The sequence below is a fragment of the Rhodanobacter fulvus Jip2 genome (genome assembly GCF_000264315.1).
In the GTDB taxonomy this organism is placed as follows: domain Bacteria; phylum Pseudomonadota; class Gammaproteobacteria; order Xanthomonadales; family Rhodanobacteraceae; genus Rhodanobacter; species Rhodanobacter fulvus.
Window position 1 is genome coordinate 1 of sequence record NZ_AJXU01000044.1, and the last position, 12,594, is coordinate 12,594.

Below are 12,594 nucleotides of genomic sequence, written 5' to 3' on the forward strand. Positions count from 1 at the left end.
CCGGGCAGCTTCCCCCGCAATGCGGGGGAAGCAAAGGCCGTAGCCCACGCCTTAAACCGAAACCCCACGCCTTCCTTCCCCCGCTTGCGGGGGAAGGTGCCGAAGGCGGAAGAGGGCGCTCTTGGCTTGGCTGGCGCCGAACGAAAAGCGCCCCCTTCAGCCCTGCGGGCAGCTTCCCCCGCGATGCGGGGGAAGCGAAGGCCGTAGCCTCACGCCTTAAACCGAACCCCCACGCCTTCCTTCTCCCGCTTGCGGGGGAAGGTGCCGAAGGCGGAAGGGGGCGCTCTTGGCTTGGCTGGCGCCGAACGAAAAGCACCCCCTTCAGCCCTCCGGGCAGCTTCCCCCGCGATGCGGGGGAAGCGAAGGCCGTGGCCCACGTCTTGAGCCGAAACCCCACGCCTTCCTTCCCCCGCTTGCGGGGGAAGGTGCCGAAGGCGGATGGGGGCGCTCTTGCTTGGCTGGCGCCGAACGACAAGCGCCCCCTCCGGGCAGCTTCCCCCGCGATGCGGGGGAAGCGAAAAGCCGAGACCTCTCACTCCACGCTGGCTTTCCGTGCCCGTGCCACGTTCTGGCGCCAATGCGGAACCACGGTCGCCGGATGCGGCGTGCCGTTGGTCACCGTGCTGCGCACGTCGGCGCGGTTGAGGTGTGGCGCGAACTGCACGATCCAGTCCAGGGTGTAATCACGCAGCACGCTGTCACGGCGCAACAGGATCCAGGTGGTGCAGGTCGGGAACAGCGCATCGGCGGTGATCGTGCGCAAGTCGTCGCCATCGCTTGGCAACATGGCCATTTCCGCCAGTACGCCAATGCCCATGCCGGCGCGCACGTAGGTCTTGATCAGGTCCGCATCGGCGGCGGTCATGGCTATCTGCGGCACCAGCCCCGCCGCGGCAAACGCACGCCGCAGCGAGGATTCGGGCTTTACCGACGAGTCGTAGCTGACCAGCGGCAAATCGGCCAGTTCGGCCAGGGTCGGCGCGCGCTTGAGCGAGGCCAGTGGGTGCGTATGCGGCATCAGCACCACGCGGTTCCAGCGGTACGCGGGCAGGGCAATGCCGCTGGCCGGCGCCGCACCCGAGGTGCTGACCACGGCCAGGTCGACGCGGCCACCCTCCAGCAAGGCCAGTACTTCCGCGTCGCCGCTGGGCTGCAGATGCACGCTGACCTGTGGGTAGCGTCGGCTCAGTGCCGCGATCGACGGCGGCAGCGCAAAGCGGGCCTGGGTGTGCGTGGTGGCGATGCGAAGCTCGCCGTGTTCCTCGTTGCGCAGGTTGGCGGCGATGGAACGGATGTTGACCGCTTCGGCCAGGATCACGCGGGCGCGCTCGAGCACACGGGCGCCCGCATCGGTCACGCCATCGAGGCTCTTGCCCTTGCGTGTGAACAACTGCAGGCCGAGTTCGTCCTCCAGTTGCTTCAACTGCTTGCTGACGCCCGGTTGCGTGGCGTGCACGCGTTCGGCGGCCGCGGTGATATTGAGTCCGCAATCGGCGATGGCGATGAGGTAGCGCAGTTGGGTCAGGGTCATGGCGTCGGTTCGCAGGTATGCCGGTGAGAGTGTAGGGGTAGAAGAGCGTGATGCGGCTGCTTCGCGTGGCAGGCCATTCCACATGGCATGCCGGCTCATGCGGGATGCCTGTACCCCAACGGCCGGTAGCGGCTCCATTCTATGGCAATTCGGACGTCTATACGCCCAAACGTGCCTGGCATTCTACATCACGCCATGGCTCATAACCTTGAGGTATATCAACGGCATCACAAGTCATTTCCACAACGATGGCGTCATCGGTAGCGTTGCAGTGCCGCGCCGCCGTGGCGCCGATGCCGTGCAAGCCATGAAGCTGTATCCGCTTTTCGCCGATCTTTCCCGCCGCGCCGTACTGGTTGTGGGCGGTGGTGCCGTGGCCGAGCGCAAGGTGGCGGCGCTGCTGGCGGCCAAGGCGCAGGTGACGGTAGGCGCGCCATTGCTGACACCGCAGCTGGAAAGCCTGGTCAGGAAAGGCCGCATCGCGCATCGCGCGGGCGTGTTCGAGTCTGGCTGGATCGACCACGTGTGGCTGGTGGTGGCCGCCACCTCCGATCAGGCGCTGAACGCCCAGGTCGCCGAGCTGGCCACCTTGCAGCGCATTTTCGTCAATGTGGTGGACGACGCGCAGCTGTCCAGTTTCCACGTGCCGGCGGTGATCGACCGCTCGCCGGTGATCGTGGCCATATCCAGCAGTGGCGAGGCGCCGATGCTGGGCCGGTTGCTGCGCGAGCGGCTGGAAACGCTGATCGACCATTCGATCGGGCCGCTGGCCGCACTGGCCGCGCGCCTGCGCAAACGCATCCGCCGGCGTTATCCGGACCTCGCCCTGCGCCGTCAGTTCTATCAAAAGCTGCTGACCGGTCCGGTCGCGGACCTGCTTCGCCGCAACCAGCCCGAGGCAGCCACCGCTGCGGCCGAACGGGAACTCGCCGCACCCCGCGCGGGCGCCGTCGGCTCGGTGGTGCTGGTGGGCGCGGGTCCCGGCGATCCCGGCCTGCTGACCCTGCGTGCGCTGCGCGCGTTGAACGAAGCCGACGTGATCCTGCACGACCGGCTGGTCAGCCCCGACATACTGGAACTGGCCCGCCGCGACGCCGATCGCATCGAGGTGGGCAAGCAGGCCGGCAACCACCACACCACCCAGGACGGCATCCATGCGCTGATGCTGGAACATGCGCGCGCCGGCAAGCGCGTGGTGCGCCTGAAAGGGGGTGACCCGTTCGTGTTCGGTCGCGGCGGCGAGGAGCTGGAATTCCTGCACGAGCATGGCATCGCCTTCGAAGTGGTGCCCGGCATCACCGCCGCGCTGGCCTGCGCCGCCTACGCCGGCGTGCCGCTGACCCATCGCGACCATGCGCAGTCGGTGCGCCTGGTCACCGCGCATTGCCGCTCATCGATGGACACGCTGGACTGGCCCGCGCTGGCGCAGGAACGGCAGACGCTGGCGGTCTACATGGGCGTGGCCGGGCTGGAAACGGTGCAGGCGCAACTGCTTGCGCATGGTCGGGCGGCGGAAACGCCGTTCGCGCTGGTCGAGAACGGTTCGCGTGCGGACCAGCGCGTGGTGACCGGCACGCTGGCCGACCTGTCGGCACAGGCGCGTCGCCACGATGTGCGCTCGCCAGCGCTGCTGATCCTGGGCGAGGTGGCCTCGCTCAGCCATCGGCTGGCCTGGTTCGGTGCCGAGCCGCTGGGGTCGCCGGCCGCCATCGAGCCCGCGCCACCGTCCCGGCCCGTGCCGCGCCCCACGTCGCGCGCCGCGGTGGAGACCTTGCGCGCCATCCATCGCGCGTAACCTCCGCGTCACCGCGGTTTTTTCATGCTGCGCGTTGCCGAGATTCCGGCAGCGCGCTTTTCTTTACCCACGGAGCGTTTCCATGATCTACAACAGCATCCTCGACACCATCGGCCGCACGCCCATCGTGAAGCTGCAGCGTCTGGCGCCGGCCCACGTGGATATCTACGTGAAGGTCGAAGCGTTCAACCCGGCCGGTTCGGTGAAAGACCGCCTGGCGCTGGCCATCATCCTCGACGCCGAGCAGCGCGGCGTGCTGAAACCTGGCCAGACCGTGGTGGAGTCCACCTCGGGCAACACCGGTGTGGCGCTGGCTGCCGTGTGTGCGGCCCGTGGCTATCCCTTCGTGGCAGTGTTGCCGGACTCCTTCTCCATCGAGCGGCGCAAGCTGATCCGCGCCTATGGTGGCAAGGTGCTGCTCACTCCGGCGGCGCTGCGTGGCAGCGGTGCATCGGCGAAGGCGCAGGAGTTGGCCGACAAGCACGGCTGGTTCCTTGCCAACCAGTTCGACAACCCGGCCAATCCGGCCTACCACCGCCAGACCACGGCCGCTGAAATCATCAGCGACTTCGCTGGTCGCCGCTTCAACTATTTCGTCAGCGGCTGGGGCACCGGCGGTACGCTTACCGGCGTGGGCGAGGTGCTCAAGGTGGCGCGCCCGGAGGTCAAGGTAGTCGGTGCCGAGCCCGCCGCGGCCTCGCTGCTGGGTGGCAACGAATGGGCCTCGCACAAGATCCAGGGTTGGACGCCGGACTTCCTGCCCGCCGTGCTCAACGGCCAGGTGGTCGACCAGCTGGTGACCGTGGACGACGTGGTGGCCCGCGACACCGCGCGCGTGCTGGCGCAGAAGGAAGGCATCTTCGCCGGCCTTTCCTCCGGCGCCACGCTGGCAGCTGCGCTGCAGGTGGCGCAGACCGCGCCGGAAGGTTCCGTGCTGCTGGCGATGCTGCCCGACACCGGCGAGCGCTACCTGTCGACCTTCCTGTTCGAAGGCGTCAACGAAGGTTCGGACGAAGTCTGAGCATGGCGGCAGGCCGGTTCGTGCAATCGGCCGCCGCTTCCATTCAATCGTGCAGCGTGCAGGCGGGCCCGGGGGACGGCGCCCGCGTCCGCTCACCCCGTCTCGCCATCAGCTTCTCGCCCACGCCAGCCAACGCCTGGATGGCCGGCAACAGTTCGCGGCCCAGCTCGGTAAGCGCGTACTCGGCCGATGGCGGCGAGCTGTCCAGGGCCCGCCGCTTCACCAGCCCCAGGGATTGCAGCTCGCGTAACCGCGCACTCAGGACGCGCGCGGAGATGGGCGGAATGTCGTGGCGCAGCTCACCGAAACGACGCGGCCCGCCGCTCAGGTACCAGATCACGTTGGGCGCCCAGGCGCCGCGCAACATCGCCATGCACTCGCTTAGCGGGCAGGTAGGCGGCACCGCGACTTTGTTCTTGCGTACTGACAGACCCATGCGTTCTCCACGAAGTCAGGTAACCGGGGGGATACCGCATTTTCGCCGTATCGGCGCCTGATTAGTATCCATCAGTAACCATGGTGGTTAGCATGCTCCGCGTCGCTGCGATTCGCGCGACAGTCTCTCGCGCATGCCGCGTCCCCCACCATCATGGAGCAACGATGAAACTCTTCTACTTCCCCGGCGCCTGTTCCCTGTCACCCCATATCGTGGCGCTCGAAGCCGGCATCCCGGTACAGCTGGAAAGGGTCGACATCAAGACCAAGCTCACCGAAAGCGGCCAGGATTTCGCGAAGATCAACCCGAAAGGCTACGTACCGACCCTGCAGCTGGACAACGGCGAAGTGCTGACCGAAGGCCCCGCCATCGTGCAATACCTGGCCGACCTGAAGCCCGAAAGCGGCCTGGCCCCGGCCAACGGCACCCTGCTGCGCTACCGGCTGCAGGAAATGCTGGGCTTCATCAACACCGAACTGCACAAGACCTACAGCCCGCTGTTCAATCCCGACACGTCGGAAGACGTCCGCGCCGGCCGCAAGGCCTACCTGCTCAAGCGCTACCAGCTGATCGAGGACGTGCTGGCCAAACAGCCCTGGCTGCTGGGCGACCACTTCACCGCCGCCGACGCGTACCTGTTCACGATCACCGCCTGGGCCGCCTACGTCGATGTGGATCTGTCGGCGTTCCCGGCGTTGCTGGTCTTCCAGAAGACCGTGGCGCAGCGACCGGCGGTGCAGAAGGCGATGCTGGAAGAGGGGTTGATCAAGGCGGCTGCTTGATTGACCGCTGCTTGAATGCGAACGGCCGGCGCTGTGAGGTGCCGGCCGTTTGCGTTTCTTGGATTGCCCCATGAGCAACCGTGAATAAAGCCGGGTTCAGTCTGGTGCAAAATTTCTATTAAGGAGCAAATGAACCTGCCCCTTTTTTGAACGAAAACCTTCAGCGGCCGCGGAGTCTGGCCCTTTCGTTGGCTGCATCCCGGCGGCGATTGGCTTCTTCGGGCGACACCACGGGTGCCGCTTCATGGTCGCCGGGTTGTTTCAGCATGTCGCCGTAGAAGACCTCAAGCTCTTTTTTGGTCCGGGTTGGCGCCAGGGCCAGAGCCTGCTCGATGCGGATCGGGCATTGATTGACAGGCGCGCCCACGCGCAACAGCGGGTGCTTCGCCATGCGTGAGGACAAGCGGGCCGGCTCGGCGCCGGCTGGCCGCTGGCGATACCAGAATTTGAACCGGTGTACCTGCGTGGTGTCCGGCAACAGGTAGCTGCATTCGATCAGGCGCGCAGTCTTGGACACCGCCACGTTGTCTTCGTGGATGATGCCTCGCCATGGCTGGCGGAATGCATCGGCCTGTGACAACTCGATGTCCGGCCCCATCATGGCCATGCCGCTGATCATCAGCCCCCTCAGCGTGCCCGGCTGGTTGCGGTCGGTATAGACGGTGTACAGCGGTTGGCTGACCGGCTGCACGGGAAACGCCATGCCGGGCGGCACGTTGTGATAAAGGAAATTGGCGTTGTCGGGGCTTTCGACAGCCAACTCCCCGCGCGCCTTCTTGTTGAGCAAGGCCGCGTAATCATAAAAAGGCTTGGCCTCACCGGCGCTGCATAACTGGTAAAGACGGTCCTCGGCATGGCAGACGCCGCCGAATTCACCGGCGGATCTGTTGTCATGGTCGACCTTGCAATCAAAGGCACGGTCGAACAACGCGACGCAAAGCGGTGGAAGTTTCTCGACCTGATCGGGACGGATCTTTATCCCCAGCTTCCAGGCCTGCCACGGATCCATGCCATAAGCCTTGCCCACCATAGATTCGATCGACTCAAGCGATTGCTTGTTGCGCTCGGCGATAGCCAGTTGGCGCTGCAGCTCTCCGCGCTCCTTGCACGACCCGCAGGCCGCGATCCGGGCCCGCAAAATATCCGGCTCATGCTGCATCGTGGTGCGCAGGGAAACATAATCGATGACGTCGGAAACCAAACCGGGACCGTCGTTCATCCGCGCTTGATCCTCCGCCAGGTCAAGCCACGTCTTCTGCAGCGCGCTGACACGTGGCGAACACGCCAACAGCAAAACCGCCAGTGTGATTCCTGATACCCATGCCTTGTTCATGGAAAGTCCCCCCTCTCCGCGTGCAGGTCGCTAGCGCCCGGCCACCACGGCGGTGCGCTTTTCATGGCGGCGGGATCCTGGGCGGAGCCCGCTGAAGTACCGTAGCCCGGATGCGATCCATCAGGCTTCGGCAAAGCTGCTGATACGGTGTGTCGGCGCCCCATCCCCGGTGCCCGGCCCATGATTTACGTTCCCCGCAGCGGATGGTACATGCGTAGCGGGGAAGGTGTCCTGGCGCGGGCGGTATCGACATAACGGCGACGAAGCCCGGGGCGAAAACCTCATGTGGTCGGCACTCCAAGAAACGGGCAGGCTTCACAGCCTCCACGAAATCCGGGGCGGTTCAAGCTGTTGGGCATGGTTTCCTCGCGCCTCGGCCGGGGTGTCGCAAGCTCACGGGGGCGACCCACTTAACTTCCTCCGTCCCGGTTTCGGTGCTCAGCTCTATTGAGGTAGCGTTGTCAGCCGTTTTTGATGGCTTTCCAAAAACACGTCAGCGATAGGCACGCAATCAGGCCCGTAGCCAAGCTGAGTCCGAGAAAGGTGATCCAGAAGAGCAGCGGATGTTCGGTACGATGGAACAGAACGCTACCGCCACGGCTGCTGCTAGCCGCGACGTTGCCGGTATTGAGCGCATACAACATGCCGCCGATAGCGCCATAGGCGTACAGCCCGATGGCAGTACCCACTAGGAACCATGCCAACCTGGCCGCACCGTTCCTGGCGCCGCCGGTGATACCTTTGTTAAAGATTGTGATGATTCCGCCGCTGCATAGTGATCCGAGTGCGACGAAATCCATTGTCGATAGCGTTGCCATTAACCGTTTCGCCCCAGTAGTTACATCAGTACCGTAAGCCACACCCTGTTTGCTTTTGCGTTCATACCTAGGGAAACAGGGGCCGCGACGGAACTGTCCAAAACATGGGTCAGAGAGGATTTTCACCTGATCCATTTCGAAAGGTGCACTCTGACCCGCGTTTTTGGCGTTTTTGCCTTTTTCTATGGGACGCGCCATATCTTTCCTTGAGATCTAACGCCTGAGTTAAGCGGAGGCGCTGCTGTCCGCCTTGGACGATTTGTTAGTGCCCACAACTACATCCCTTTACTTTGCTGCTTTTTGATCTCCTCAAGATAGACGCTACAGATCGTGTCCGCGATATTACTAGCTGCACTTTCGCCTTTGGAAACGAAATCGATTTCCCCTGCGTAATCACCATTAATGCTAAGTATGACGAGCTTCCCAAGACCGCCCACACAGTCGTCTTTCGATACATACCACTTCCGATATACAACGGCTTTTGTATTTACACCAGTGGATTGTCCGAGAACTACAGCAATGGGTGCTCCGGCTTTTGTTTGCGTAATTTCAAATGAGCCTTTACGAACACTGTAGGTCTGGGTGTCGGTGCTTGAGACCTCCACCCATGCGGAATCACTTGATGCATTAGAAGCACTTGTAGGAGTAGCAGAGACTGCACTGAAACTCATCGCGGCTAATACGAACCCGAATATGACGATCTTCATGACTGTCGACCTCCCTTGTGGCTCTAACGCTGGAGTTAAGCGGCGGCGTAGCCGTCCGCCTTGAACGAGATGTTAGGCATCATGCGATCAAGCTACGCGGACAACGTCCCCAATAATCAATTTATTTCCTCCAGGCGCTTGGACATCGAATTTTACCTCGCCTGGAAGACCGTCTGCGTCGATGTATCGAATGACACCTTGACTGACGGCGGTGAGCACAAAACGGAGTTCGATTACAATCACCTCGTCTCGCGCCACAACCGCCAAATTATGATGCTTTGGAACCTCAATAGCGTCTCCGAAGGCCAAGCGGAAGCGAGTGGCAGTATTGCCGATGTTGACAATCTTAAGTTTATAGGTTGTCACGCCACTGCTGACGACGGTTCCGGAGTGCTGTGGTACGAATCTTGGCCTTGCTGCCTCGCGCCTTAGTTCTCGTTCATCTTGTAGCGCCTCGTACTCATTCTGAAACTGCTCACGGGTCACGGCCACAAGCTGGCTCTGCTGCTCTACAGAATTGCGTAACTCTTCGGCTTGCAGGCGAAGTGCCTCCGTACTGTGTTTCAGTTCCTCCCCTTGCTGCATGTAACCGATAACGAGCCAGAGAAATGCCAGTGGGGCAAACAATCCGGAGAAGTAATCCCCCCAAGCATCCAGTTCCTTAGGGTGAGCGTAGATCGAAACCATGTATCCAGAGAAGCCGAGCCACGCCACGGTGACAAGTAGCCCAAACCAAAATCTCTTGTCCTTCAAGGGCTGCTCCTGATGGTCGATAAAGCCTAACGCTAAGTAGATTCCAAAATGCAGTGTAATCCTTGCAGCCTATCCCGGTAGGTAGGTCCCTGCCTTGCGTCGCGAACCTAAAATAATCAACAGCTTGTTCCCCTTGGCGCCGTCTAGTCCAGCAGCCTAATCTCGCAACGTTTGCGAAAAGGCGCCATATCGTTTGCAGTGAAGCAACGGGCGACTGGCTTGCTTGCTCCGCGTTCGTTCCGTCGCAACCATCATGGTTTGATGTGCTGTTTTCAGATGTCCTTCGCCAACGTTTCCGCCAAACCGATATAGCCCCCCGGCGTAAGCTCCATCAGCCGCTGCTTCGCATCCGGCGGCAATTCCAGCTCACCGATGAACTCCCGCATAGATTCCTTCGTAATGCCATGCCCCCGAGTCAGCGCCTTCAACTGCTCATACGGCTGCGGCAGGCCATAGCGCCGCATCACCGTCTGCACCGCCTCGGCCAGCACTTCCCAGCTCGCATCGAGGTCGGCGCCGATGCGGTCAGCATTGACGTTGAGCTTGCCCAGGCCTTTCTTCAGCGATTCCAGCGCCACCAGGGTGTGGCCAAAAGCGGTGCCGAGGGCGCGCAGCACGGTGGAGTCGGTGAGGTCGCGTTGCCAGCGGCTGATGGGCAGTTTCTCGGCGAAATGACCGAGCAGAGCGTTGGCGAGGCCGAAGTTGCCTTCGGCGTTTTCGAAGTCGATCGGGTTGACCTTGTGCGGCATGGTGGAGGAGCCGACTTCGCCCGCTTTCAGCGTCTGCTTGAAGTAGCCCAGCGAGATGTAGCCCCAGATGTCGCGGGCCAGGTCGATCAGGATGATGTTGGCGCGGCGCACGGCGTCGCAGTATTCGGCGACGTTGTCGTGCGGCTCGATCTGGGTGGTGTAGGCGTTGTAGTCCAGGCCCAGGCTTTCCACGAACTGCTGCGAGAAGCACTGCCAGTCCACATCGGGATAGGTGATGGCGTGGGCGTTGTAGTTGCCCACGGCGCCGTTGATCTTGCCGGACACATCCACCGCGGCCAGTTGCCGGCGCTGGCGTTCGATGCGCGCCACCACGTTGGCGATTTCCTTGCCCATGGTGGTGGGCGAAGCGGTCTGGCCGTGGGTGCGGGCGAGTAGCGGTAGCGCGGCGTTGGTGTGGGCGAGGTCGCGCAGCTGGGCGGTGACGGTGTCGAGTTGCGGCAGCAATACCTCGGCGCGCGCGTCGCGCAGCATCAGCGCGTAGGAGAGGTTGTTGATGTCCTCGCTGGTGCAGGCAAAGTGCACGAATTCTTTCGCTTGGGCCAGGCTGGCGTCGGCGCCGATCTTTTCCTTGATGAAGTACTCGACCGCCTTCACGTCGTGGTTGGTGGTGGCCTCGATCGCCTTGATGCGCTCGCCGTCGGCGACGCTGAAATCGTCCGCGATGGCTTTCAGGGTGGCGATCTGGGCGGCGTCGAACGGCGGCAGTTCGGCGATCTTCGGTTCGGCGGCCAGCGCCAGCAGCCATTCGATTTCCACCTGCACGCGCCGATGCATCAGGCCGAACTCGCTGAAGATCGGGCGCAGCGCTTCGACCTTGCCGGCGTAGCGGCCGTCCAGCGGGGACAGGGCGGTGAGGGTGTGAGTGGACATCGGCAGGTTCCGGCGAGGGGAAAACCGCCATTTTACATTGACGGCGCGGCTGTGCCGGGCGGCCTATAGTTAGGCGATGCGAGCGTTTCGTTTCCGGTTTTCCCTTACCCCGTTCTCCCCGAGCGTAGCCGCGCAGCGGCGAAGTCGAAGGGCCGCGAGAGGCTTCGACTTCGCGCCTGCGGCGCTACGCTCAGCCCGAACGGTTGTCGGGGGCGTGATGAGCCCTTGCATATAAACCTTTCCCCAAGGATTCCCAATGACCGACTACCGCATTGAACACGACAGCATGGGCGAACTGCAGGTGCCCGCCGACGCGCTGTATGGCGCGCAGACCCAGCGCGCGATCGACAATTTCCCGATCTCCGGCCTGCACCTGCCGCGCCCGTTCATCCGCGCGCTGGGGCTGATCAAGGCCGCCGCCGCCGAGGTCAACTTGTCCCTTGGCCATTTGAAGAAGGGGCAGGCCGCGGCAATCCGCAAGGCGGCGCTGGCGGTGGCCGAGGGCCAGTACGACGCGCAGTTCCCGATCGACATCTTCCAGACCGGCTCGGGCACCAGCACCAACATGAATGCGAACGAGGTGATCGCGCATCTGGCGGTAGCCGCAGGTACGAAGGTGCATCCGAACGATCACGTCAATTACGGACAGAGTTCGAACGACGTGATCCCCACTGCGATCCACGTCAGCGCCGCGCTGACCACCAGCGAGCAGTTGCTGCCGGCGCTGAAGCATCTGAAAAAGGCCATCGACAAGCGCGCGCGCGAATTGCGCAACACGCCCAAAACCGGCCGCACCCACCTGATGGACGCGATGCCGATCACCTTCGGCCAGGAGCTGTCCGGCTGGTCGGCGCAGATCGCCACGGCGATCGAACGCATCGAGGACGCGCTGAAGCGCATGCGCCGGCTGCCGCAGGGCGGCACCGCGGTGGGCACCGGCATCAATGCCGACCCGAAATTCGGCCCGGCCATCGCGCAGCAGTTGAAGAAGCTGACGGGGGTGAAATTCGAATCAGCGGAAAACTATTTCGAGGGCATGGCCGCGCAGGATGCGGCAGTGGAACTGTCAGGCCAGTTGAAGACGCTGGCCGTTGGCCTGATGAAGATCGCCAACGACCTGCGCTGGATGAATTCCGGCCCGCTGGCCGGGCTGGGCGAGATCGAGTTGCCCGCGCTGCAGCCGGGCTCGTCAATCATGCCGGGCAAGGTGAATCCGGTGATTCCCGAGGCGGTGGCGATGGTGGCCGCGCAGGTGATCGGCAACGACGCGTCGATCACCATCGCCGGTCAGTCCGGCAACTTCCAGCTCAACGTGATGCTGCCGCTGATCGCGCACAACCTGCTGCAGTCGATCGGCATCCTGGCCAACGTCAGCGTGCTGCTGGCCGACAAATCCATCGCCGGCTTCAAGGTCAACAAGGAACGCGTGAACCAGGCGCTGGCAATGAATCCCATCCTGGTCACCGCGCTGAACCCGGTGATCGGTTATGAGAAGGGCGCGGCCACCGCGAAGCAGGCCTACAAGGAAAAGCGCCCGATCATGGATGTGGCGCTGGAAACCACCGGTCTGTCGAAGGATGAGCTGAAGAAGCTGCTCGATCCGATGACGCTGACTCGCGGCGGTATTCAGGGCTGAGTCTGTTTGTCGTGGGGGCTGGCGAACGGGTTTTTGCGGGTAGGCTTTGGCTGAGGCTAGAGCGTCACCCCCTCCCAGCCTCCCCCTGCAAGCAGGGGGAGGGGCCAAAGCCGTGCATTGAGCTTGGCTCGCCAGCCGATCG

At 63.1% G+C, this 12,594-nt stretch carries 11 protein-coding genes; 4 read left to right on the top strand and 7 right to left on the bottom strand.

What is annotated here, in order from left to right; genetic code table 11:
- Positions 1-532: 532 nt before the first annotated feature.
- Complete coding sequence (locus UU9_RS11050; protein WP_007081838.1) at positions 533-1,531, bottom strand: LysR substrate-binding domain-containing protein; 999 nt, start codon at positions 1,529-1,531, stop codon at positions 533-535.
- Between the two features lie 298 nt (positions 1,532-1,829).
- Between UU9_RS11050 and cysG the strand changes: the two genes are divergently transcribed.
- Together cysG and cysK are read left to right on the top strand one after the other, a co-directional pair.
- Positions 1,830-3,326 carry a siroheme synthase CysG gene (gene cysG, locus UU9_RS11055; protein WP_202799822.1) on the top strand — a complete coding sequence of 499 codons (1,497 nt, stop codon included), beginning with the start codon at positions 1,830-1,832 and terminating at the stop codon, positions 3,324-3,326.
- An 82-nt stretch (positions 3,327-3,408) separates the two neighbouring features.
- Positions 3,409-4,347 (top strand): cysteine synthase A, encoded by a 939-nt coding sequence (cysK, locus tag UU9_RS11060; protein WP_007081840.1) that lies wholly within the window; start codon positions 3,409-3,411, stop codon positions 4,345-4,347.
- Positions 4,348-4,390: 43 nt separating this feature from the next.
- Here cysK and UU9_RS11065 read toward each other — a convergent pair whose 3' ends face one another.
- Positions 4,391-4,783: a winged helix-turn-helix transcriptional regulator gene (locus UU9_RS11065; RefSeq protein ID WP_040670851.1), complete on the bottom strand. Its 393-nt coding sequence runs from the start codon at positions 4,781-4,783 to the stop codon at positions 4,391-4,393.
- 164 nt (positions 4,784-4,947) lie between these two features.
- On the opposite strand from UU9_RS11065, the gene gstA reads away from it, so the two are divergent.
- Positions 4,948-5,565, top strand: coding sequence for a glutathione transferase GstA (gene gstA, locus UU9_RS11070; protein ID WP_007081842.1), 618 nt, complete (start codon positions 4,948-4,950; stop codon positions 5,563-5,565).
- A gap of 160 nt (positions 5,566-5,725) precedes the next feature.
- On the opposite strand, the gene UU9_RS11075 is transcribed toward gstA, so the two are convergent.
- From UU9_RS11075 to purB, 5 genes are all read right to left on the bottom strand, one after another.
- Entirely contained in the window at positions 5,726-6,898 is a 1,173-nt protein-coding gene (locus tag UU9_RS11075) for a hypothetical protein (protein WP_007081843.1), read from the bottom strand.
- 461 nt (positions 6,899-7,359) lie between these two features.
- On the bottom strand, positions 7,360-7,914 hold the full coding sequence (locus tag UU9_RS17945; RefSeq protein ID WP_156804267.1) for a hypothetical protein: 555 nt from the start codon (positions 7,912-7,914) through the stop codon (positions 7,360-7,362).
- Between the two features lie 77 nt (positions 7,915-7,991).
- On the bottom strand, positions 7,992-8,423 hold the full coding sequence (locus UU9_RS17950; RefSeq protein ID WP_156804268.1) for a hypothetical protein: 432 nt from the start codon (positions 8,421-8,423) through the stop codon (positions 7,992-7,994).
- Between the two features lie 87 nt (positions 8,424-8,510).
- A complete protein-coding gene (locus UU9_RS17330; protein ID WP_007081845.1) occupies positions 8,511-9,176 on the bottom strand; it encodes a hypothetical protein in 666 nt (221 codons plus the stop codon).
- Positions 9,177-9,448: 272 nt separating this feature from the next.
- Entirely contained in the window at positions 9,449-10,816 is a 1,368-nt protein-coding gene (gene purB, locus UU9_RS11090; protein ID WP_007081846.1) for an adenylosuccinate lyase, read from the bottom strand.
- A 256-nt stretch (positions 10,817-11,072) separates the two neighbouring features.
- Between purB and UU9_RS11095 the strand changes: the two genes are divergently transcribed.
- Positions 11,073-12,452: a class II fumarate hydratase gene (locus UU9_RS11095; protein ID WP_007081847.1), complete on the top strand. Its 1,380-nt coding sequence runs from the start codon at positions 11,073-11,075 to the stop codon at positions 12,450-12,452.
- Positions 12,453-12,594 lie beyond the last annotated feature (142 nt).